Below are 21641 nucleotides of genomic sequence, written 5' to 3'. Positions count from 1 at the left end.
AAACCGGCTTCGCACCCCCTGTGAGCTGCTGTTTCCGCGATCAGCTGGCGAGGGTTCCGCTCGCCAGCAGTCCGAACAGTGCCAGACCGATCACGATCCGGTAGATCACGAAGGCGTTGAAGGAGTGCTTGGCGACGAACTTCAGCAACCAGGCGATCGACCCGTAGGCGACCACGAAGGAGACGATCGTGCCGACCGCGAGCGGCGCGGCGCCCACCCCCGTACCCAGGGCGTCCTTCAGCTCGTACAGGCCGGCGCCGGTGAGGGCGGGGATGCCGAGGAAGAAGGAGAGCCGGGTGGCGGCGACCCGGTCCAGGTCCAGGATCAGCGCGGTCGACATCGTGGCGCCGGAGCGCGAGAAGCCCGGGAAGAGCAGCGCGAGGATCTGCGAACAACCGACCAGCATCGCGTCCTTGAAGGACGTGTCGTCCTCACCGCGCTTGTGGCGCCCCATCTGGTCCGCCGCCCACATCACACCACTGCCCACGATCAGCGAGCCCGCGACCACCCACAGGGAGCCGAGCGCCCCGTCGATGAGCGGCTTGGCGGCGAGGCCCACGATCACGATCGGGATGGTGGCGTAGATGACCCACCACGCGAACTTGTAGTCGTGGTGCTGGCGCTCCTCGCGATTGCGCAGCCCCCGGCCCCACGCGGAGACGATCCGCACGATGTCCTTGAAGAAGTACACCAGTACGGCGGCGATCGCACCGACCTGGATGACCGCTGAGAACCCGACGACGGCCTTGTCGTCGACCGGGATGTTCATCAGCCCCTCGGTGATCTTGAGGTGGCCGGTGGAGGAGACGGGGAGGAACTCGGTCACTCCCTCGACGACTCCGAGGACGACGGCCTGACCGACGTTGATGACGCTCATGGGATCCAGTTCTAGGTCTGAGGGGTTGATGGTGAGGAGGGTTGGTCGACAGTGCTGTAGACAGTCTTACTATGCGCGAGTGACGTCCGGTGCCTACGCCCACAACGCCTGGGCGAACGAGACACCCGCGAACGCCGCGCCGAGCCCGGCCGTCACGCTCACGAGCACGTTGGCCGCAGCGTAGAACCCCGCACCCGTCTCGGTCAGCCGTAGTGTCTCGTACGAGAACGTCGAGTACGTGGTCAGCGCCCCGCACAGGCCGGTCCCGAGGAACAGCTGAAGAGGGGAACCCGCGGCCCCCGCGGCGACCGCGCCGGTCAGCAGGCCGAGGATCAGACAGCCGACGACGTTGACCGCGAAGGTGCCCCAGGGGAAGACGGTGTCATGCCTGGTCTGCACCGCACGGTCGGTCAGATAGCGCAGGGGTGCGCCGACCATTCCGCCGACGATCACCAGCAGCCAGTTCACAACTACCTCTTACCTTTCTTGCCCGTTTTGCCGGATTCGGCGTCTCGACCGGCGTACCTGATGACCTCGCAGTCGTCGAGGATCACCAGCCCCTCCCCGACGAGTTCGTCGAGCTGGGGCAGGAAGGCGCGGACGCGGTCCTCGGTGTCCACGATGACGATCGCCACCGGCAGGTCCTCGCTCAGTGACAACAGCCGTGAGGTGTGGATCAGCGAGGAGGCTCCGAAGCCCTCGATACCGCGGAAGACGCTCGCGCCGGCCAGGCCCGCCGCGTGGGCGCGGTGCACGATCTCCGTGTACAGCGGCTTGTGGTGCCAGATGTCGTTCTCGCCGATGAAGATCGTCACCCGTAGTGCGCTGCCCGTCAGCCGTGTCATCGCTGCCTCCGTACCAGGGCGCGGCGGGTCGCGGTCACCGCGAGCCACACCGCCGTGAGCGCCGCGCACAGAGTCGCGACGAGATAGGCGAGGCCGATTCCGGGGTGGCCCGAGTCGACCAGTTTCTGGATGTCCACGGCGTACGTCGAAAAGGTGGTGAACCCGCCCAGCACACCGGTGCCGAAGAAGGGCCGCACGAGTCGGTGGGCCGCCCACACGTCCGTGATGACGACCATGAAGACGCCGATCACCGCGCAGCCGATGACGTTGACCCAGAACGTGGTCCAGGGGAACCCGCCCGTCTCCACGGGCCACAGCCGCGCGGCCCCGTACCGGGCGGTGGCGCCGATGGCTCCGCCGAGCGAGACCATCGCCACGACCGGGGCCTGTCCGTGCCAGGGGGACGCGGGGCGCGGGGCCGGCCGTGCGGCGGCACCCGGCTCGTCGACGCGCTCGGGATGCGGGACTGTCATGACGTACTTCTCCTACTCGCCGGGCCCGGGCCCCCGGGCACACCTCATCGCAAGTAGGGACCGTTGGCGGCATCAGCGCCGCGGTTCGGGTACGGCGGGCCCCACCGCCGCGCCGCGACACATGATCGCGGCCGCTGAACAGGGTAACGCCGACCCCACCGCCCTCGCACACTCGACCGGGGTGCGCGGCGCCCCCACTGCCCCTCCCCTTCCTCCCCTCCCCCGCTTCCCCTCCCCGCCCTACCAACCCTTCTCGAACAGGGAGCGGACTTCCCGTGCGTGCCGCCCCGGGCTGCGGGACAGTGGTGACACAGCGCCACCATCACGAAGAGCGACACCACAAGGGCCCGGCCGCCTGGGCAGCCGGGCCCTCATGTCATCGACGGTGGCTGATCAACGGTGGCCGAACTGCGACATGGCGGGCAGCGCCTTGTCGTCGAAGCCGAACAGCGCCTGGTTCTCCCAGCCGTTGCCGGACGCGGCGTCGGTCGGGTCCCAGCCGTTGCCCGTGACGGCGGTCCAGGTGGCCTCCCAGTAGAAGACACCGAGGCCGCGGCCGTTCGGGACGGCCTCCACGACGTTCATCACGTCCCGTAGCCACGCGGACTGTCCGGCGGTGGTGGCCGGGTAGCCGGAGACCAGCTCACCGGTCGTGTCGATCTGGTTGACGAGCGAGTCGTCGCTGTCGAGACGGAAGGGGTAGGCCGTCTCGGCCAGGAACACCGGCTTGCCGTAGCGCGCGGCCGCGTCGTCCAGGGTCGTCTGGAAGTCGGAGAGCGGGCCGTGCCAGTAGCCGTAGTAGGACAGGCCGATGGCGTCGAACTTCACGCCGTTGGAGACCGCGTTGTCGAACCACCAGCGGGTGCCGGCCAGGTCGCCGCCCTTGGCGAGGTGCAGCGCGACGGTCGTCGACGAGCTGACGGCCTTGACGGCGTCGTAGCCGGAGTTGAGGAGCCCGGCGAGCTGCGACCAGTTGTCGGTGGAGCCCTCGGACCACAGCATGCCGCCGTTGATCTCGTTGCCGACCTGGACCATGTCGGCGGTGGTGCCCTGCGCCTTCAGCGCGTTGAGGACGTCGTACGTGTGGTTGTAGACGTCCGTCTTCAGCTGACTGTAGGAGTGGCCCGCCCACGCGGCCGGCTTGGTCTGGGCGCCTGGGTCGGCCCAGGTGTCCGAGTAGTGGAAGTCGACCAGGAGCTTCATGCCCTGCGCCTTGATGCGCTTGGCCATCGCCAGGACGCGCGCCTTGTTGTTGTAGCCGTCGGCGGGGTTCACCCAGACCTTCAGGCGCGCGTAGTTCATACCGGAGGACTTGAGGATGGCGAGCGCGTCACCGGTGGTGCCGGAGCTGGTCTTGTAGACGCCGCCGAGCGCCTCGCTCTTGGCGAGGGAGGAGATGTCGGAGCCCTTGACGGACAGCCCGGTGGCGCTGCCGGAGGCGAACGTCAGATCGTCGACGTTGATCCAGTTGCCCGCGTTGGCATCGGAGTTGATGCTGATCGTGCACTGGTTGTTGGTCACCGCGACGGGGACGACGAGGTGTATCCATCCGCTGCTGGAGACCGGCAGGTCGGTGCGCTGCTCGGTGCCGCCGCAGTTCTTCAGCGCGAGGTAGGCGGAGTTCTGGCCGCCGCCCGAGCGCACCCAGGCGGTGAGCCGGTAGTTCCCGTTGGTCAGTCCGGAGAGGTACTGGTACGTCTCCACCTTGTAGGCGGCGGAGGAGTACTGCGTGAGGCGGTAACCACCGCTGTGGCCCCCTGCCTCCACGTAGGAGGCGCCGGTGTCGCCGTACTCCGACCAGCCGCCGGGCGTGGCCGTGCCGGCGCCGTCGGCCTCGAATCCGGCGTTGGTGAGGGTGCTCGCCGCCTGTGCCGTCTGCGCGGGCAGGGCGGTGAGGGCCAGCCCGGCCGCGAGCGGCAGCAGCAGGGTCCTGAGTGTGCGTCTGGGATGGAACATCTTCGTCCGTCGTCCCTTCGACGTGATGGGAATGGGGGTGCCCCCGGGAGTGGCTCTGGGGGGGCAGGCCCCTCCGCCCGCGGCTCTCGTGGCACTCACGGGCGGAGGGGAGTTCGGCTCGGCCGCCGGGTCCTGAGGCCCGGACGGCCGTCGGCTCAGCCGTCGAGTCGTACGACCCGGACGGCCCCCGCGGGCAGCGCGAGGCGGCCCGCGGCGCGTTCGCCCGTCAGCAGCTCGGTGCCGGCCGCGTCCAGGGGCACCTTGGCGTCCGACGAGGTGTGGTTGATCGCGAACAGGAAGGTGCCCGACTCACCGCTGCGGCGCACCACTTCGACATCGCGGGGCAGGTCGGCGCGCGGCGCGATCCGCGCGTCGTCGGACGCCCAGCCGATGAGGGCGTCCAGGCCCTGCGCGCCGAGGCGGGTGGAGACGTACCAGGCGGAGCCCGCGCCGAGGCGGTGGCGGGTGACGGCCGGGTGACCCGCGGTGAGTCCGTCGGCGTACGTCCACACGGTCTCGGCGCCGCGCGGCACCACGAACTCGGTCCAGACGTCGCCGGTGAGCTCGGAGCCGTCGGGACCGGTGATCCGGACCCGGTCGTCCTTCAGGAGCGGTGAGAACTCCTCGACGGTCAGGCCGAGCACGTCCCGCAGCGCGCCGGGGTAGGCGCCCTCGTGCACGGCGTCGTGCTCGTCGACGATGCCGGAGAAGTACGAGACGACGAGGGTGCCGCCGTTCTCGACGTACTCCCTGAGGTTGTTCCCGGCGGCCTCGGTCATCAGGTAGAGGGCGGGGACGACGACAAGGGGATAGGCCGACAAGTCGGCTTCCGGGTGGGCGAAGTCGACCGTGAGATGGCGGTCGTAAAGCGCCTCGTAGAACGCGTCGGCGCGCTCGCGCGGGTCGTGGTCCTCGCTGGGGCGCCAGTCGAGGGTCTGCGCCCACCAGGAGTGCCAGTCCCACAGCACGGCGGCGTCGGCGACGGTGCGGCTGCCCTTGACCGGGGTCAGCGAGTCGATGGACGCGCCGAGTTCGACGACCTCGCGCCAGACCCGGGAGTCGGTGCCGGCGTGCGGCAGCATCGCCGAGTGGAACTTCTCGGCGCCGCGCCTGGACTGCCGCCACTGGAAGAACATGGCGCCCTCGGAGCCGCGCGCCACGTGCGCGAGGGAGTTGCGGGCCATCTGGCCCGGGGCCTTCGCGGGGTTGCGGGGCTGCCAGTTGACGCCGGACGTGGAGTGTTCCAGCAGCAGCCAGGGGGCGCCGCCCGCGACGGAGCGGGTGAGGTCGGCGGCCATCGCGAGGTTGACGTGGGTGCGGCGGCCGTCGGTGATCAGGTAGTGGTCGTTGGTGACGAGGTCGACCTCGCGGCCCCAGGCCCAGTAGTCGACGGAGTCGCACTGGCTGAGGGCGGCCATGAAGTTCGTGGTGACCGGGATGCCGGGGGCGAGGCGGTGCAGGATGTCCCGCTCGGCGACGAAGTTCTCGCGCATGGTCTCGTCGGCGAAGCGCTTGTAGTCGAGGGCCTGGGCCGGGTTGCCGACCGTGGGGGTCACGCGCGGCGGGTTGATCTGCTCGAAGTCCGCGTAGCGCTGGCCCCAGAAGGCGGTGCCCCAGGCCTCGTTGACCGCGTTCACGCTCCCGTACGTGCGGGCCAGCCAGCGGCGGAAGTGGGCGGCGCAGGACGCGCAGTAGCAGGCCGAGACGGGGACGCCGTACTCGTTGTGGACGTGCCACAGGGCGAGCGCGGGGTGGCCGGCGTACCGGGTGGCGAGTGCGGTGGTGATGCTCGCCGCGGCGGCGCGGTAGTCGCTGTTGCTGTGGCAGATGGCGCCGCGCGAGCCGAACTCGTAGCGGGTGCCGTCGGCGGCCACCGGCAGCGCCTCGGGGTGCTCGCGGTAGAACCAGGCGGGCGGCGCGACGGTCGGGGTGCCGAGGTCGGCACGGATGCCGTTCTCGTGCAGCAGGTCGAGCAGTCGGTCCAGCCAGCCGAAGTCGTGAGTCCCCCGGGCGGGTTCGAGCAGCGCCCAGGAGAAGATCCCGACGCTCACCATCGTGACCCCCGCCTCGCGCATCAGCCGGACGTCCTCGCGCCAGACGCTTTCCGGCCACTGCTCGGGGTTGTAGTCCCCACCGAAGGCGAGCCCGGTGAGGCCCTTGGGTGTGGTCTCCGGCATGGATCTTCTCCCGTTTAATCGATCATTTGGGAACGTGCACACACTCGATCAGCGGCGCGATCCCAACATAACCGCACAGCAACAACCATTGACAAGTGTCCGGGATGTTTCTCTACTGTGAACGCTCACAGAAGCATGGCACGGTCGCCGCAGCAGGCGGGGACCCAGGTCAGGGGAGAAAGATCCATGCCAAACACGAAGCTGCGTCGCCTCGTGGCCACCTCCATCGCCGTCACGCTCGGCGGCACCGCACTCGCCGCCTGCGGCTCGTCGGACGACAAGAGCTCGTCCGAATCGGGTCCGGCGTCCCTGACGTACTGGTCCTGGACTCCGGGCATGGACAAGGTGGCCGACCTCTGGAACAAGGGGCCGGGCAAGCAGCAGAAGATCACGGTCACGGTGAAGAAGCAGGCGTCGGGCGACACGCTGGTCACCAAGATCCTCACCGCGCACAAGGCGAAGAAGGCCCCGGACCTGGTCCAGGCCGAGTACCAGGCGCTGCCGACCCTGGTCAGCAATGACGCGCTCGCCGACATAGCGGGCGAGTCGAAGGACGCGAAGAGCAAGTTCGCCGACGGTGTCTGGCAGCAGACGACCCTGGGCTCGGACGCCGTGTACGCGATCCCGCAGGACATCGGCCCGATGATGTTCTACTACCGCCAGGACCTCTTCAAGAAGTACGGCCTGACGGTTCCCACGACGTGGGAGCAGTTCGCCGAGACCGCCCGCGCGCTGAAGAAGAAGGCCCCGGACAAGGACCTGACCACCTTCTCCGCCAACGACTCCGGCCTCTTCGCCGGTCTCGCCCAGCAGGCGGGCGCCAAGTGGTGGACCGCCTCGGCCGACAAGTGGAAGGTCGGCATCGACGACGCGGCCTCGGAGAAGGTCGCCAACTTCTGGGGCGGTCTCGTCAAGGAGGGCGCGATCGACAACCAGCCGATGTACACGCCGTCCTGGAACAAGGCGCTGGACACCGGCAAGCAGATCGCCTGGGTCAGCGCGGTCTGGGCGCCCGGCACCCTCACCACCGCGGCCCCCGACACCAAGGGCAAGTGGGCGATGGCCCCGCTGCCGCAGTGGGACAACAGCACGGACGTCACCGGCAGCTGGGGCGGCTCCTCGACGGCCGTCACCACGGACTCGCAGCACAAGGCGGCCGCCGCGAAGTTCGCCACCTGGCTGAACACGGACCCGCAGGCGGTGGCCGCGCTGGCGAAGGAGGGTGGCATCTACCCGGCCGCCACCACCGCGCAGACCAGTGACGCCTTCTCCCAGCCGCCGGCGTTCTTCTCCAACCAGCCGGACTTCTACACGAAGGCCGCGGAGATCGCCAAGACCACCGCGCCCTCCGCCTGGGGCCCGAACGTGAACGTCGCCTACACGACCTTCAATGACGCCTTCGGCGCCGCCGCCAAGGACAAGTCGGACTTCACCGCCGCTCTGAAGAAGATGCAGGACGACACGGTCGCCGACCTCAAGAAGCAGGGCTTCGGGGTCGCTCAGTGACCACGGCACGTCGGAAGTCGTACGGGGTCAAGGGGGCCCCGTACGCTTTCCTCCTCCCCGCGACGATTCTCTTCGCCCTCTTCTTCGCGCTGCCCATCGGCTACGCGCTCTGGCTGAGCCTGCACAAGGTCCAGGTCAAGGGCCTGGGCCTGGGCTCGGGCGCCCGCAAGGAAGTCTGGGCGGGGCTGGAGAACTACAAGGACGCCCTCTCCGACTCCGAGCTGCTGAGCGGCGCGGTGCGCGTGGTGGGCTACGGCGCCATCGTGATCCCGGTGATGCTCGGTCTCGCGCTGCTGTTCGCGCTGATGCTCGACACGGACAAGGTGCGCCTGGCCCCCTTCACCCGGCTCGCGATCTTCCTGCCGTACGCCATTCCCGGCGTCGTCGCCGCGCTGCTGTGGGGCTTCCTGTACCTCCCGGACGTCAGCCCCTTCTACTTCGTCCTCGACAAACTGGGGATGCCGCAGCCGAACCTGCTGGACGGCGGCCCGCTGTATCTCGCCCTGTCCAACATCGCGGTCTGGGGCGGCACCGGCTTCAACATGATCGTCATCTACACCTCGCTGCGGTCCATCCCGGCCGAGGTGTACGAGGCGGCGAAGCTGGACGGCGCCACGCCCCTGCAGATCGCGCTCAAGATCAAGATCCCGATGGTGGCGCCCTCGCTGGTGCTCACCTTCTTCTTCTCGATCATCGCGACGCTCCAGGTGTTCAGCGAGCCGACCACTCTCAAACCCCTCACCAACTCCGTCTCCACGACCTGGAGTCCGCTGATGAAGGTGTACCAGGACGCCTTCGGCAAGGGCGACATCTACGCGGCCGCCGCGGAGGCGGCGATCATCGCCGTCGTCACCCTCGTCCTGTCCTTCGGCTTCCTGCGGGCCGCGAACTCCCGTAACAAGCAGGAGGAAGCACGATGAGTTCTCTTGCCGTACGCAAGGCCGCACCGGCCGCGGGTACCACCCCCGGCACCGCCCAGGGCCCGCCGCTGCGCCGCCGTATCGCCTTCGTCCCCACCCTGACGCTGCTGCTCGGCGCGCTCTACTGTCTGCTGCCCGTCGCGTGGGTGCTGATCGCGGCGACCAAGTCGGGCCGTGAGCTGTTCTCGACCTTCACGTTCCTGCCGGGCTCCGGCTTCACACAGAACGTCAAGGACCTCAACGCCTACCGCGACGGGATCTACTGGAAGTGGATGGGCAACTCCGCCCTCTACGCGGGCCTCGGCGCCCTCCTGTCGACGGCCGTCTCGGCGCTCAGCGGCTACGCGCTCGCGATCTACCGCTTCCGGGGCCGCGAGACCGTCTTCAGCGTCCTGATGGCGGGCGTGCTCATGCCGCCGGTGATCCTGGCGATCCCGCAGTACCTGCTGCTGGCCAAGGCGGACCTCACGGACTCCTACGCGTCCGTGCTGCTGCCCCTCGTCCTCTCCCCGTACGGCGTCTACCTCGCCCGGATCTACTCCTCCGCGGCCGTGCCCGGTGACGTGGTCGAGGCCGGACGGATGGACGGGGCCAGCGAGTGGCGGATCTTCACCCGGATCGCGCTGCCGATGATGGTGCCCGGACTGGTGACGGTGTTCCTCTTCCAGTTCGTCGCCGTGTGGAACAACTTCCTGCTGCCGTACATCATGCTCAGCGACGACGAGAAGTTCCCGATCACACTGGGTCTGTTCACGCTGCTCGAACAGGGCTCCAACACCCCGGCGCTGTACACGCTGGTGATCACCGGCGCGCTGCTCGCGATCATTCCGCTCATCGCTCTCTTCCTGGTCATCCAGCGCTTCTGGAGCCTCGATCTGCTCTCGGGAGCCGTAAAGTCGTGACCATGACCAACGCGGGGGGCAGGCGCAGACCGCCGACGATCCATGACGTCGCGCGTGAGGCCGGCGTGTCCCGGGGCACGGTGTCGCGGGTGCTCAACGGCGGGCACTACGTGAGCCCGGCGGCGCAGGAGGCGGTCAACGCCGCCATCCGCAGAACGGGCTACGTCGTGAACCGGCACGCCCGCTCGCTGATCACCGGCCGCTCCGACTCCATCGGCTTCCTGCTCACCGAACCTCAGGAGAGGTTCTTCGAGGACCCGAACTTCAACGTCCTGCTGCGTGGCTGCACCCAGGCGCTGGCCGGGCACGACATTCCCCTCCTGCTGATGCTCGCGGGCACCGAGGACGAACGGCGGCGCATTACGCGGTACATCACCGCGGGCCACGTCGACGGAGTGCTGCTGGTCTCCAGCCACTCGGGCGACCCGGTCGCCGAGCAGCTGCGTGAGGCGGGCGTGCCGCTGGTCGCCTGCGGCAAGCCCATCGGGCTCGGCTCCAAGGTGAGTTACGTCGCCGCGGACGACCGCGACGGCGCCCGGGACATGGTCAAGCACCTGGTCTCCCTGGGCCGTCGCCGCATCGGCATGGTCACGGGTCCGCTCGACACCCCCGGTGGTGTCGAGCGGCTCGCGGGCTACCGGGAGGTGCTCGCCGAGGCGGGCATCGAGGCCGACGACCGCCTCGTCGCCTCCGGCGACTACAGCCGGGCCAGCGGTGAGGCGGGCGCCGAGCAGCTCCTCGACCGCGCTCCGGACATGGACGCGGTGTTCGTCGCCTCCGACCTGATGGCCCAGGGTGTGCTGGCCGCGCTGCACAAGGCCGGCCGCCGGGTCCCCGAGGACGTCGCCGTCGGCGGCTTCGACGACTCCCCTGCCGCCACCGCGGTCACCCCCGCCCTCACCACCATCCGCCAGCCCTGGGACCGCATCAGCAACGAGATGGTGCGGGTGCTGCTCGCGCAGATAGGGGGCGACGACCCGGCGGCGGTGATCCTGCCGACGGAACTGGTACGACGCGACTCGACCTGAGCCGCACCCCCGACGCCGAGGGGCTGGGACCGGTCAGGATTCGAGAAGCCTCCAGGCACTCCCCCGCCCTACCGTGAAAGCACCGGAACACACCACGGAGGAGTCACCATGACCGCAGGGCTGAAGACCATCATCTATCCCGTCAAGGACCTCGCGCGGGCGAAGGCCCTGTTCGGCGCGTTGCTCGGAACGGAGCCCTATGCGGACACCGCGTACTACGTCGGATTCAAGGACTCCGGGCAGGACGTCGGCCTCGACCCCAACGGTCACGCCAAGGGCATGACCGGACCGGTCCCGTACTGGCACGTCGACGACATCCGGGCGACGCTGGCCGGCCTGCTGGAAGCCGGGGCCGAGACGCTCCAGGACGTCCAGGACGTGGGTGGCGGCAGGCTGATCGCCTCGGTCAAGGACACGGACGGGAACCTCGTGGGGCTCCTCCAGGACGGCTCCGGCGAGTAGCCCCGCCGGGTTGTTGCAACCGCACTAGTTGCACACTCAATAAAACCCCGGACCTCTGTTACCGTGCACATATGGCAGTGAACACGGTGAGCGAGGCCCCGCTCGAGGACCGGTGGCGGGACATCCTGTCGGTGCACGCGCGCACGATGTGCGAGATCGACCGCGCGCTGCACCCGCACGGTCTCGGGGCCAGCGACTTCGAGGTGCTGGACATCCTCGTCTCGAGCGAGCTCGCGCACGAGGGCGAGCACTGCCGGGTGCAGAACATCGCCGATCGTGTCCATCTGAGCCAGAGCGCCCTGTCCCGCCTGATCGGGCGGCTGGAGAAGGACGGCCTGGTGGAACGCACCGTCTGCCTGGAGGACCGACGCGGCGTGTGGGTCGCGCTCACCCGCAAGGGACGCGACCTGCACACCGAGGTACGCCCCCTGCAACGCGCCGTACTGGCGCGCATGCTGAACGCCTAGTGCTCTGACCGCGAAGGTTCACCGGGTTGCCGTTCGCGGTGCGGGACTTGCGCGCGGTTGGATGTGTGCCGACATCCAATCTGGTGCGTGGAGGCGCGGTGGCAGAGCCGGTCAAGGTCCGCAGACTGACCGACCAGGAAGGGCAGAGGCTTCAGCAGATTGTGCGCCGGGGCAGCACCAGTACGGTGCGCTACCGGCGCGCGATGATGATCCTGGCCTCGGCCGGAGGTAACCGGGTTCCGGTGATCGCCCAGCTGATCCAAGCCGACGAGGACACGGTGCGCGATGTGATCCACCGGTTCAACGAGATCGGCCTGGCCTGCTTGGACCCTCAGTGGGCGGGAGGCCGTCCCCGCCTGCTCAGCCCTGACGACGAGGACTTCGTCATCCAGACGGCCACCACCCGCCCCCGCACACTCGACCAGCCCTTCACCCGCTGGTCCATCCGCAAACTCGCCGCCTATCTGCGCAAAGTCCACGGCAGGGTGATCCGCATCGGCCGTGAGGCTCTGCGAATGCTACTGGCCCGCCGCGGGGTCACCTTCCAGCGCACCAAGACGTGGAAGGAGTCAACCGACCCCGCCCGCGACGCCAAGCTCGACCGGATCGAGCACGTCCTGGAGCACTTCCCGGACCGCACGTTCGCCTTCGATGAGTTCGGCCCGCTGGGCATCCGGCCCACCGCAGGATCCTGCTGGGCCCAACGCAGCCGGCCCGACCGGCTGCCGGCGACTTACCACCGCGCCCACGGCGTCACCTATTTCCACGGCTGCTACTCCGTCGGTGACGACACCCTGTGGGGCGTCAACCGCCGCCGCAAAGGCACGGCCAACACCCTCACGGCCCTGAAGTCGATCCGGGCAGCCCGCCCCGACGGCGCCCCGATCTACATCATCCTGGACAACCTCTCCGCCCACACGGGCAACAAGATCCGCCGCTGGGCGAAGAAGAACAAGGTCGAACTGTGCTTCACCCCGACCAACGCCTCCTGGGCCAACCCGATCGAAGCGCACTTCGGACCGCTGCGGCAGTTCACCCTTGCCAACTCCCACCACCCCAACCACACCGTCCAGACCCGCGAGCTGCACCGTTACCTGCGCTGGCGCAACACCCATGCCCGCCACCCCGACGTGCTGGCCGCCCAACGCCGCGAACGCTCCCGGATCCGCAGCGAGAAGGGCATCCGCTGGGGAGGACGGCCCCTGGCCCCAGCGGCCTGATCGTCACGGCGCCCCGGTCATAGCGGCAGACAGCCGCGCTGTCGATCACCTGACACGTGCGGCGATGGCCCGTGCGCACTCCATCGACTCGGCATGCGTGGTGTCCACCTCCAGGTCATAGACCACGCCTCGGTGGACCACATCCGCCTGGGACACGGCCATCCCGATGACCCGATCGCCTCGTGCGACCTCACGGCCTGCGGCAACCGCACTGTCACACCGGACGCCGACCCACAGCACCCGCAGGTCACGCAAAGTCTTCTGCCACCGCTGCTGCGAGTCCGCTCCGCCGAGGAAGACCTCATCGACGATGACCCGGGCGCCCGCACGGGCCATCGCGGCGACTCCCTCGATCCATGCCGCTTCCAGCGTCCGGAACTCCGGCCCGACGACCACCTCTCCGTCCGGAGCGAACTCGATCCCCGCATCCGACGCCTGCATGGACGCTGGCATCGCGTCAACCAGCGTGTCGGTCCCGAGAGCCAGCCACGGATCCGGCAGGACCGCCTGCAGACACCGGGCGATCCCGGACTTCCCGGAGCTGGAACCACCGTTGAGAACGATCACCTCAGTCATCACCGCGCCACAGTAGAGGCACCGCAGCAACCCCCGAAACGGATTTCCGCGAACGCTGCCGCCTCCTACAACCCGGTGAACCTTCCCGGTCAGAGCACTAGCGTCACCCCTCCACACCCCGGTCCTCCACACCACGAACGCTCTACACCACGAGCTCCGCCCCGTCCGGCAGCACTTCGACGCCCGCCGCGCTCACCCGCGCACGGGCGTCCGAGTCCGGGTCGAGCAGCGGGTTCGTGTTGTTGAGGTGGGTGTAGATCCGCCGGGGGCCGGGATGGTGGGCGAGGGCCGCGAGGCTGCCGCGCGCGCCCGCCACCGGAAGGTGCCCCATCGCGGCCTGCCGCCCGCCCCGCGAGCGCACGGCCGTGCCCATCTCGTCGGCCGCGTAGAACGTGCCGTCGAGCAGTGCGCAGTCCGCCGAGGCGAGCAGGTCGTCCAGCTCCGGGGTCCAGGCGCCCAGACAGGGCGCGTACAGGAGCACTCCGCCGCCCGCCAGGTCCTCGATCCGGTACGCGGTCACCCAGCGGTCGTCCGGGGCGGGGCCGGCGACGTACTTCGGGGCCTTGGGGCCGACAGGGTGCGCGGTGACGACCAGACCGCCGGACAGCACGAACCCGCCCTCGGCCAGGCAGTCCGCCCATTCCCAGGGGGCGTAGCGGTCGAGCAGGTCACGCAGTGGGGCCAGGGTGGCGAGGACGGGCCGTGCGGCGTAGACCTTGAGTCCGGCGCCGCCGCGCAGCACGGTCAGCCCGGCAACATGGTCGGCCTCCGCGTCGGTCAGGAGCACGCCCCGTACGGGTGTGTCCCGTGGCCCCGGTCCGGGTGCGAGCGCGGGGGTGGTGGTCAGCTGCGTACGGATGTCGGGCGAGGCGTTGAGCAGCCACCAGTCGCGGGAGTTGCCGCTCAGGGCGACGGACTCCTGGGTCCGCGCGGGCAGTTTTCCGTCGCGGGCGGCCGCGCAGAGCGCGCACGCGCAGTTCCACTGTGGGAAGCCGCCACCGGCGGCCGTACCCAGCAGGACGACTTTCAAGGGGACCCCCATCCCTCCGCATCGAACCGTACCCCGGGGATCTTCCCCACTCGGCGGCCAGAACTACGCGGCAGCCGGGGGTAGTTCGGGACGATCTTCGCCTGGGCGCCGGTCCGCGGGGCGCGCGGGCGGGATCGGTGTCGAGGGGAAGTCCCGCGTCCCGGTCCACAGCGCCGGGACCGCGTCGCCGCGGCGGCACAACTCGTGGGCGATCGTCTCGTAGTTGACCCGCCAGCCGCGGAAGTGCGGCCACGCCTGTTCGGCCGTCCGCTCGGCGGGGAAACCGGCCGCCTCCACCATCGCGACGGCGGCGTCGAACTCCAGGTAGGTGAGCTGGATCGGGGTGTCGGGTGCGGGGTCTGTGTCGTACGGGAAACGCAGGGAACGGGCGATGTCGCGCAGTGCGGTGAATCCGGCGCGCAGCATCAGGCGGGCCTCGGGCGGGGCGCTGCTCGGGGTGAGGGCGAGCTGCATGGCGGCCGCGTCCATGACGGCGACGAGGGCGACGATCCAGCTGCGGTAGGGCCGCGGTGAGCGGAACGCGAGCAGGACGGGGTACGTGGAGTGGCTCTCGCCGATGTCGGAGGCGAGCCGTTCCCAGGAGCGGTACAACTCGGGCAGCGCGGTCTCGGTGTCGACCAGCCACTGCCGGGCGAGGATCTCCGGTCCCCAGGCGGGTTCGCCCGCGCGCGACTGGAGCAGGGTCACCTCCAGCTCGCGGCGGCTGTAGGCGGCGTACAGGGTGGGCAGGTAGGCGATCTGGAGGGCGATCACGACCGGACCGGTGGCGGCCGCGATGAAGTCCACCACGGACAGGTGCAGTCGGTCGCCGCTGGCGAAGCCGAGCGTGAACAGGCTGGAACCCGCCTCCCGGACCGACTGGGTCCAGGTCAGCGAGGAGATGGCGTGCAGCAGCAGTCCGAAGCCGATCAGGACGCCGCCGAGCCAGCTCACGAGCATGCCCATCAGCATGAGCGGGGCGAGCCAGGTCTGCGCGCGGTCGATGGCACGGTAGCCGCCGCCGGGGGCGGCGAGGCGCAGCAGGAAGCGCAGGGAGCGCCACCAGCGGATCACCATCGAGGAGTACAACCCGCGGGGCACGACGAGGGTGCGCAGGATGCTGGCGAACACCAGCACCAGGAGCAGGCCGCCGGCCACGCCCGAGATCCATTTCATGCGGTCATTCTCACGCCCGGCACGGACGTCTTCAGCGCAACAGATCCCGTACGGCGTCGAAGGCGGCGGTGACGGTCGCCGGGTCGGGCCAGCGCGCTCATGGGGATGGGGTACGAAGCCGCTCAGAGACGACGGCGGATCCGTCGGAGGCGGAAGCCCTGCTCGCCGCCCGCCGTCTCGCGCTGCCCGCGTTGGAGCGCCTCGGCCGTCCGCTGATCGAGGACATCGCGGTGCCCCGCTCCCGGCTGGCGGAGGCGGCGCGGGAGATCCGTGCCGTCTCCGCACGCCATGACGTGCCCGTCTTCACCCTCGCGCACGCGGCGGACGGGAACCTCCACCCGATCATCGTCGTGGACCCGTCGCTGCCCCGCCTCCCCGACGCGGCCTGGGAGGCAGCGGGTGAGATCTTCGCGCTGGCTCTGCGGCTGGGCGGCACGCTGACCGGTGAGCACGGTGTGGGCGTACTCAAGCGGCAGTGGGTGGCGGACGAGCTGGGGCCCGCGGCCCACACGTTGCAGCACCGGCTCAAGGAGGCGTTCGACCCGCGGGGCATCCTCAATCCGGGCAAGTGTCTCTAGGGCCGGACGGCGGTCAGGCCCGTGGCCGGACCAACAGGGTGCGCACACCCTCCGAGGTGAGGGTCAGGCCGTTCGGCGAACTCGGGTCGATGGTGAGCGACAGATCACCGGTCGGCCATTGGGAGGCGAGCGCGCCCAGCGGAACCAGGCGGTAGCGGGAGACGAACGGCAGCAGTTCGGCCATCGCCGGCTCCGAGGTGAACACCGGCACCACCTGCTCCCCGCCCGGCTGCTCCAGCACGGGCAGCGCCACGGCGGCGGGATCGCGCACGTCTTCCTCACTCGCGTCGTCCGGCACGGGGACCAGTACCTCGCTGCCGGCCAGGGTGTCCAGGGCCAGCGGGTTCTCGGTGTTCTCCGCGAGTGCGTTCAGTGCCTCCTGGGCCGGTGTCGTGGCCGTCGGCAGGTAGTGGTGGTGGTTCGAGGGTGTATCCATTGGCAGATCCCAGGTAGTGACGGACAGGCCGCCCGGGGCGGGACTCGCCCCGGGCGCGGCTCCTGTCGCGCGTACCCACTCGCGGCCGGGGCATTCCCCGCAGCCGCCCGCCGGCGCTCAAGAGATCAGGAGATGCAGGAGATCAGCGGGATCAAGAGATCAGCGGGATGTCGTCCGACGGCAGGCCGAGGCGGTCGCGGCCGACGCGGCGGGCCAGCGGTTCGGCCATCGTGGGGCCGAGGTGCGACCAGATCGTGGCGGCATCCCGGAAGTAGCGCTGCATCCGCGCGCCGTCGCGGGCGTGCCGGGAGCCCGCCGTGCGGAAGAGGATGCCCTGGAGCGCGTCCCAGGCCAGGCGCCCGGCGGTGACGAAGACGAGCGCGAGCCGGTTGTCGACGGCGGTGGTGAAGGGGGCCCGGCCCGACACGTTGTCGCAGCAGGCCTCCATCCAGTCGTCGGCGGTGGCCCGCAGCGCAGCGTCCGCCGTGCGGATCGCGGCCAGCGCCTCCCCCAGGTGGCGCTGGTAGTCGTGGAGGTCGGCGCGGGTGCGGCCGGGGTCCAGGACGAGCGGCCGTTCGGCGATGATCCGGGCGTACTCGTCGGCGGCCGCGTACGCGGTACCGATCATGAGGGCGGCCAGCTCGCCGTGGAAGAAGCTCGCCGCGCGCCCCGCGTACATGGGATGGCCGTGCAGCTTCGAGCCGTGGGAGCCGCCCTCGACGGGCAGGTCGAGCAGGCTCGCCTCCCGGGTGAAGTGCGCGGGGATGCGCGCCTCGTCGAAACGGATGCTGTGGGAACCGCTGCCGCGCAGACCGAGGACGCCCTGCCAGTCGTCGAGCAGGGTCCAGGCGGAGCGCGGCGCCACGAACAGTACGAGCGGCCCCGGCGGGTCCTCCGGCTTGTCGGGGGCGCGCAGGGTCTGACCGACGTAGTGGGTGGAGTACGGGGAGCCGGAGGAGTAGGACCAGGTGCCGTCGAGGATCACGTGACCGTCGCCGTCGGGCCGCGCCACCCCGACGGGAGTCGCGGTGGAGGCCGCCCGGAAGTCGCCCTCGTCACCGAAGAGTTCGTCCTGCGTCTTCTCCTCGAAGACCGAGGCGACCTGGAGGACATGGGCGGCGGTGAGAGACAGGGCCCAGCCGGTGGAGGGGCAGCCGCGCGCGACCTCCGTCACGACGCGGTAGAAGGTCGGCAGGCCGAAGGCGTACCCGCCGTACCTGCGCGGTTGCAGCATCCGGTAGAAACCGGCGCGCAGGAACTCCTCGTGGGTGTCCTTGGGGTAGATCGTCAGCCGCTCGGTCTCCGGCTGCCGTTCGAGCAGCGCGGGCCGCATCGCCACGGCTCGCTCGATCACTTCGCGTTCGGTGAGTTCCGGTTCGGGAACGGCGATCACGGGGCCTCCTGATGGGTGGGACTGTCCGTACGTGTGGCAATACCATTGATTGAACACGCAGATCCGCCACGGTGTACCACCGGATAACGCCAAGTACGCCGATCCGCCCACCGGTTGAAGCGCCTGCCTGCCCGCCCGGGGGCGCGAAGTCAGCGCCTTGCCCACCCGTCGGCCGGTGCTTCAAGACGATGGCCGGGGTGAAAACGAACCAGTAATGGTGACCGGAGCCCACGCGCCCCGCGAGCCCCGCGGCCTACCGTGGGCGCATGCCGATGCAACCCTGGTTTCCCGACGCCAAGCTGGGCGTCTTCATCCACTACGGCGTCTACGCCGTGGGCGGAGCGGCCGAGTCCTGGTCGTTCTACACGGGCGAGATGACCCACGAGCAGTACATGAAACAGCTCGAAGGCTTCACCGCGTCGAAGTACGATCCAAACGCCTGGGCCGAGCTGTTCGCCCGCATCGGCGCCCGGTACGCGGTCCTCACCACCAAACACCACGACGGCGTCGCCCTCTGGGACACCGACCACCGCAGTCTCGACGTCGTCCGGGACACCCCGGCCGGACGGGATCTGGTCACGGGTTTCGTCGACGCGCTGCGCGAACGGGGGCTGAAGGTCGGGCTCTACTACTCGCACTCCGACTGGAACCACCCCGACTACCCCACCATCCGGCACGTGAGGCCAGGTGAACCGCCGAGCCCCTACTCGCACGCCGAGCCCGGCAAGGAGGACCCGGCCGCCTGGGAGCGCTACCTCGCCTACCGCGACGGCCAGGTCGGCGAGCTGATGGACCGCTTCCGCCCCGACCTGCTCTGGTTCGACGGCGAGTGGGAGCGCACGGAGGAACAGTGGCGGATGGACGAGCTCGCCGAGTTGATCCTCGCGGGCAACCCCGACGCCGTCCTCAACGCGCGGATGCTCAGCCACGGCGACTACGCCACTCCTGAGCAGGGCACCCCGCTCCAGGCCCCGGAGGGCCCGTGGGAGCTGTGCCTGACGATCAACGACTCGTGGAGCTACCGGCCGCAGGACCGCGACTTCAAGTCGGTGCGCCAGCTGGTGCGCTACTTCACGGAGACGATCGGCATGGGCGGCAATCTGCTGCTCGGAGCCGGGCCCCGCGAGGACGGGACCATCCCCGAGGAGCAGATCGAGCGCCTGGAAGGGCTCGGCACCTGGATCGGACGGCACACGGACGCGGTGTACGGGACGGTCGCCGGGCTGCCCGCCGGGCACCACTACGGTCCCAGTACCCTCTCCGCCGACCGGCGCACGCTGTACCTGATCTGCTTCGACGCACCCCGTGACAACGTCTCGCTGCGCGGCCTGCGCAACGAGGTCAGGCGCGTCACGGTCCTGGGCACCGGCACCGAACTGGGCCACCACGTCACCGGCGGCCTCGACGCCGTCCCGGGCGTGACCTGGATCGACGCGCCCGCCGCGGCCGACCTCGACGAGTACGCCACCGTCCTCGCCGTCGAGCTGGAGGGCGAGCTGGACCTCTACCGGGGCACCGGCCGCGACTGACGACGGGAACGCGTCAAGGGAGTACGGCAGCAGAACCGGGCGAGCAACGGTAGAGGCGTGACATCGGGAGCGGTACGCGTGCGCAATGGGCGCGCACCCAGCGGGCGTTGGTCCGGCCGGGGACGGTCACCGCGCCGCCGAGGACGACGTAGTGCAGACGGCCGGTGGCGACGAGGTGACGGAACTGGGCTCCGGTGGGCGTGGGCGCGGCCCCGGTGAATCCGCCCATGGGAAGCACCTTGGCGCCCGCGTAGAGGATGTACGCGGCGGCGGACCGCCAACTCGTCGTCGCGAAGAGGTAGGTGGCTCCGTCCTGGTGGGCCCGGGTGTAGGCCAGCAGCCGCTGCTGGTCCTCGTCGAGTCCGTCGGTGGACTCGGGGGCTTTGCCACCCGCGTTCCGGGCGGCGGGCGGTGCGGAGAAGGTCCGCTGCCGCGCGTTGTGATGGTGCCACGTGGACACCGGCCCGGCGGAGCCCATGCCGGAGTGCCCGTACGCGGGGTCCAGGACCGAGGAGGCCCAGGCCGCGGAGGGCCCCAACATGGCCGCGACGGCCAGGCCGAGGCCCAGCACGGCGACGCGCCGTCGCGCCCCTTCGGCGCCATCGGTTCGGGACAGTGCCAGCAGCGCCAGCGCGCCCGCTGCGAGGATGATCGCGGCCGGGGCCAGCCACGGCAGGAACGTCGGGTACTGTCCCGCGACCACCGCCGACCAGGCCACCGTGGTCACCACGGCGACGGGCAGCGCCCACGTCCGCGCCCCGCTCCCCTTGCGCCAGGCACGCCAGAACTGCACCGTCCCGGCGCCGAAGAGCGCCGCCAGCGGTACGGCCACGACACCCATGTAGTACGTGTGGCCGCCGACCGCTCCGGCGCTGAACACCAGGAAGTACGTGGCCAGCCAGACCGCCCAGAGCAGGAAGCCCGCCCGCAGCGGGTCCGTACGCGGCCTGCCGCGCAGCCACACCAGACCGCACACCGCGGCGAGCGCGGCCGCCGGGTACAGCCAGCCGACCTGCGAGGCCAGCGACGGGCCGACCATCTTGGCCCACTGCGTGGCGGCGTGTCCGTGCCCGGGCTCCGTGGGGGCGGTGCCCGCCATGGTCTGCGCCGCCACGCTTCCGGTGTCCTTGGCGTCGATGCCGAGGCTGGAGAAGCGGGTAAGGAAGTTGTATCCGACGACCTGGCTGACGGCCGAGTTGTTCGTCGTCCCGTCCACGTACGGACGGTCCTTGGCCGGGGTCAGCGTCACCAGCAGCACCCACGAGGCCGAGACCGCCACGCACACCGCGCCGGCAGCGGCCAGGTGCGCCAGGCGGCGGCGCAGCACCGCCGGTGCCGAGACCACGTACAGCAGGCCGAGCGCCGGGAGTACCGCCCAGGCCTCCAGCATCTTGGCCTGGAAGCCCAGGCCGACCCATATCCCGGCCGCGAGCAGCGGGCGCAGCCGGGCCTCGCGGGCCGCGCGCAGCGTGGCGTCGGCGGCCAGCAGGACGAGCAGGGTGAACGCGGGGTCCTCGGCCTGCGTGCGGAAGAGCCCCGCGACCGCCGGAGTGAGCGCGAACGCGCCCGCCGCGAGCAGGCCCGCGCTCTCCCCGGCCCAGCGGCGCACCGCGCGGTACAGGACGGCGACGCTGAGCACGCCCTCGATGGCCTGGGGCAGGGTGAGCGCCCACGGATGGAATCCGAAGATCCGCGCGGACAGCGCCTGGGGCCACAGGAAGCCGGGCAGTTTGTCGATCGTGATCGAGTTGCCGGGGTCGAAGGAGCCGAACAGGAAGCCCTTCCAGCTCTCGGACATGCTGCGCGCGGTCTGCGCGTAGAACGCGTGGTAGCCACTGTGTTGGATGTCCCAGGTGAACAGCAGGGCCGCCACCGTGAGGATCGCGAGCAGCGCGGGTCTGGCATGGGCCGGTCCCCCCACCGGGCTGCGGCCGGACGTCCCGGGACGGGCGAGCAGCCGCCCGCCCGTACGCTGGGCCGACGCGAGGATCGCTGCGGTGGTGCTGACCATGGACGTACCTTCCCGGTGTGCTCGCCGTTCGCTCAGAAAGAGGGCGGAACGGCCCACCGGGATGCCTGGGGGCGGTAGC

At 70.2% G+C, this 21641-nt stretch carries 21 protein-coding genes; 9 read left to right on the top strand and 12 right to left on the bottom strand.

Features of this window, described 5'->3' with window-relative positions; translation table 11 throughout:
* Window positions 1-40: 40 nt before the first annotated feature.
* From SMIR_RS35895 to SMIR_RS35870, 6 genes are all read right to left on the bottom strand, one after another.
* A complete protein-coding gene (locus SMIR_RS35895; protein ID WP_075025643.1) occupies window positions 41-877 on the bottom strand; it encodes an undecaprenyl-diphosphate phosphatase in 837 nt (278 codons plus the stop codon).
* 93 nt (window positions 878-970) lie between these two features.
* Window positions 971-1345, bottom strand: coding sequence for a fluoride efflux transporter CrcB (gene crcB, locus SMIR_RS35890; protein WP_168489557.1), 375 nt, complete (start codon window positions 1343-1345; stop codon window positions 971-973).
* A 2-nt stretch (window positions 1346-1347) separates the two neighbouring features.
* On the bottom strand, window positions 1348-1722 hold the full coding sequence (locus SMIR_RS35885; protein ID WP_101407457.1) for a putative PII-like signaling protein: 375 nt from the start codon (window positions 1720-1722) through the stop codon (window positions 1348-1350).
* The gene (crcB, locus tag SMIR_RS35880; protein ID WP_168489558.1) at window positions 1719-2195 is read right to left on the bottom strand and encodes a fluoride efflux transporter CrcB; all 477 of its coding nucleotides are present in this window, start codon (window positions 2193-2195) and stop codon (window positions 1719-1721) included. Before crcB (SMIR_RS35880) ends, SMIR_RS35885 begins: the two co-directional genes overlap by 4 nt.
* Window positions 2196-2588: 393 nt before the next feature.
* Complete coding sequence (locus tag SMIR_RS35875; protein ID WP_212727885.1) at window positions 2589-4151, bottom strand: glycosyl hydrolase 53 family protein; 1563 nt, start codon at window positions 4149-4151, stop codon at window positions 2589-2591.
* 155 nt (window positions 4152-4306) lie between these two features.
* Entirely contained in the window at window positions 4307-6328 is a 2022-nt protein-coding gene (locus SMIR_RS35870) for a beta-galactosidase (RefSeq protein WP_212727884.1), read from the bottom strand.
* A gap of 186 nt (window positions 6329-6514) precedes the next feature.
* Between SMIR_RS35870 and SMIR_RS35865 the strand changes: the two genes are divergently transcribed.
* From SMIR_RS35865 to SMIR_RS35835, 7 genes are all read left to right on the top strand, one after another.
* Complete coding sequence (locus tag SMIR_RS35865; protein WP_212727883.1) at window positions 6515-7834, top strand: extracellular solute-binding protein; 1320 nt, start codon at window positions 6515-6517, stop codon at window positions 7832-7834.
* The gene (locus SMIR_RS35860; protein ID WP_168489561.1) at window positions 7831-8754 is read left to right on the top strand and encodes a carbohydrate ABC transporter permease; all 924 of its coding nucleotides are present in this window, start codon (window positions 7831-7833) and stop codon (window positions 8752-8754) included. Before SMIR_RS35865 ends, SMIR_RS35860 begins: the two co-directional genes overlap by 4 nt.
* Window positions 8751-9656 (top strand): carbohydrate ABC transporter permease, encoded by a 906-nt coding sequence (locus SMIR_RS35855; protein WP_168489562.1) that lies wholly within the window; start codon window positions 8751-8753, stop codon window positions 9654-9656. The genes SMIR_RS35860 and SMIR_RS35855 overlap by 4 nt, the downstream gene beginning before the upstream one ends.
* Window positions 9653-10684, top strand: a complete 1032-nt coding sequence (locus SMIR_RS35850) for a LacI family DNA-binding transcriptional regulator (RefSeq protein ID WP_099924312.1) — start codon at window positions 9653-9655, stop codon at window positions 10682-10684. Before SMIR_RS35855 ends, SMIR_RS35850 begins: the two co-directional genes overlap by 4 nt.
* A gap of 108 nt (window positions 10685-10792) precedes the next feature.
* Window positions 10793-11146 carry a VOC family protein gene (locus SMIR_RS35845; RefSeq protein ID WP_168489563.1) on the top strand — a complete coding sequence of 118 codons (354 nt, stop codon included), beginning with the start codon at window positions 10793-10795 and terminating at the stop codon, window positions 11144-11146.
* A 71-nt stretch (window positions 11147-11217) separates the two neighbouring features.
* Window positions 11218-11613, top strand: coding sequence for a MarR family winged helix-turn-helix transcriptional regulator (locus SMIR_RS35840; protein WP_168489564.1), 396 nt, complete (start codon window positions 11218-11220; stop codon window positions 11611-11613).
* Between the two features lie 98 nt (window positions 11614-11711).
* Window positions 11712-12833: an IS630 family transposase gene (locus SMIR_RS35835; RefSeq protein ID WP_249938521.1), complete on the top strand. Its 1122-nt coding sequence runs from the start codon at window positions 11712-11714 to the stop codon at window positions 12831-12833.
* A gap of 45 nt (window positions 12834-12878) precedes the next feature.
* Here SMIR_RS35835 and cpt read toward each other — a convergent pair whose 3' ends face one another.
* The 3 genes from cpt to SMIR_RS35820 form a co-directional block, all read right to left on the bottom strand.
* The gene (gene cpt, locus SMIR_RS35830; protein WP_168499318.1) at window positions 12879-13409 is read right to left on the bottom strand and encodes a chloramphenicol phosphotransferase CPT; all 531 of its coding nucleotides are present in this window, start codon (window positions 13407-13409) and stop codon (window positions 12879-12881) included.
* A 142-nt stretch (window positions 13410-13551) separates the two neighbouring features.
* Window positions 13552-14439, bottom strand: a complete 888-nt coding sequence (gene pqqB / locus SMIR_RS35825; protein ID WP_168500855.1) for a pyrroloquinoline quinone biosynthesis protein PqqB — start codon at window positions 14437-14439, stop codon at window positions 13552-13554.
* Between the two features lie 63 nt (window positions 14440-14502).
* A complete protein-coding gene (locus SMIR_RS35820) occupies window positions 14503-15615 on the bottom strand; it encodes a hypothetical protein (RefSeq protein ID WP_211118629.1) in 1113 nt (370 codons plus the stop codon).
* A 68-nt stretch (window positions 15616-15683) separates the two neighbouring features.
* Between SMIR_RS35820 and SMIR_RS35815 the strand changes: the two genes are divergently transcribed.
* Window positions 15684-16193: an FAD-linked oxidase C-terminal domain-containing protein gene (locus SMIR_RS35815; RefSeq protein ID WP_249938520.1), complete on the top strand. Its 510-nt coding sequence runs from the start codon at window positions 15684-15686 to the stop codon at window positions 16191-16193.
* A 13-nt stretch (window positions 16194-16206) separates the two neighbouring features.
* On the opposite strand, the gene SMIR_RS35810 is transcribed toward SMIR_RS35815, so the two are convergent.
* Window positions 16207-16629, bottom strand: coding sequence for an SseB family protein (locus tag SMIR_RS35810; RefSeq protein WP_168489565.1), 423 nt, complete (start codon window positions 16627-16629; stop codon window positions 16207-16209).
* A gap of 151 nt (window positions 16630-16780) precedes the next feature.
* Window positions 16781-18022, bottom strand: coding sequence for an acyl-CoA dehydrogenase family protein (locus tag SMIR_RS35805; RefSeq protein WP_212727881.1), 1242 nt, complete (start codon window positions 18020-18022; stop codon window positions 16781-16783).
* Between the two features lie 266 nt (window positions 18023-18288).
* On the opposite strand from SMIR_RS35805, the gene SMIR_RS35800 reads away from it, so the two are divergent.
* Window positions 18289-19551 (top strand): alpha-L-fucosidase, encoded by a 1263-nt coding sequence (locus SMIR_RS35800; protein WP_212727880.1) that lies wholly within the window; start codon window positions 18289-18291, stop codon window positions 19549-19551.
* Window positions 19552-19564: 13 nt separating this feature from the next.
* Here SMIR_RS35800 and SMIR_RS35795 read toward each other — a convergent pair whose 3' ends face one another.
* Entirely contained in the window at window positions 19565-21562 is a 1998-nt protein-coding gene (locus SMIR_RS35795) for an ArnT family glycosyltransferase (protein ID WP_212727879.1), read from the bottom strand.
* Between the last annotated feature and the right edge of the window lie 79 nt (window positions 21563-21641).

The organism is Streptomyces mirabilis (assembly GCF_018310535.1).
In the GTDB taxonomy this organism is placed as follows: Bacteria; Actinomycetota; Actinomycetes; order Streptomycetales; family Streptomycetaceae; genus Streptomyces.
The sequence above is the reverse complement of the archived record's forward strand: the minus strand, read 5'-3'. Positions and strand labels throughout refer to the sequence as shown.

Excerpts from the sequence above, each read along its gene's own strand:
- SMIR_RS35895 (WP_075025643.1), bottom strand. The coding sequence starts at position 877 with ATGAGCGTCATCAACGTCGGTCAGGCCGTCGTCCTCGGAGTCGTCGAG.
- SMIR_RS35885 (WP_101407457.1), bottom strand. The coding sequence starts at position 1,722 with ATGACACGGCTGACGGGCAGCGCACTACGGGTGACGATCTTCATCGGC.
- crcB (WP_168489558.1), bottom strand. The coding sequence starts at position 2,195 with ATGACAGTCCCGCATCCCGAGCGCGTCGACGAGCCGGGTGCCGCCGCA.
- SMIR_RS35875 (WP_212727885.1), bottom strand. The coding sequence starts at position 4,151 with ATGTTCCATCCCAGACGCACACTCAGGACCCTGCTGCTGCCGCTCGCG.
- SMIR_RS35870 (WP_212727884.1), bottom strand. The coding sequence starts at position 6,328 with ATGCCGGAGACCACACCCAAGGGCCTCACCGGGCTCGCCTTCGGTGGG.
- SMIR_RS35865 (WP_212727883.1), top strand. The coding sequence starts at position 6,515 with ATGCCAAACACGAAGCTGCGTCGCCTCGTGGCCACCTCCATCGCCGTC.
- SMIR_RS35855 (WP_168489562.1), top strand. The coding sequence starts at position 8,751 with ATGAGTTCTCTTGCCGTACGCAAGGCCGCACCGGCCGCGGGTACCACC.
- SMIR_RS35845 (WP_168489563.1), top strand. The coding sequence starts at position 10,793 with ATGACCGCAGGGCTGAAGACCATCATCTATCCCGTCAAGGACCTCGCG.
- SMIR_RS35840 (WP_168489564.1), top strand. The coding sequence starts at position 11,218 with ATGGCAGTGAACACGGTGAGCGAGGCCCCGCTCGAGGACCGGTGGCGG.
- cpt (WP_168499318.1), bottom strand. The coding sequence starts at position 13,409 with ATGACTGAGGTGATCGTTCTCAACGGTGGTTCCAGCTCCGGGAAGTCC.
- SMIR_RS35820 (WP_211118629.1), bottom strand. The coding sequence starts at position 15,615 with ATGAAATGGATCTCGGGCGTGGCCGGCGGCCTGCTCCTGGTGCTGGTG.
- SMIR_RS35810 (WP_168489565.1), bottom strand. The coding sequence starts at position 16,629 with ATGGATACACCCTCGAACCACCACCACTACCTGCCGACGGCCACGACA.
- SMIR_RS35800 (WP_212727880.1), top strand. The coding sequence starts at position 18,289 with ATGCCGATGCAACCCTGGTTTCCCGACGCCAAGCTGGGCGTCTTCATC.
- SMIR_RS35795 (WP_212727879.1), bottom strand. The coding sequence starts at position 21,562 with ATGGTCAGCACCACCGCAGCGATCCTCGCGTCGGCCCAGCGTACGGGC.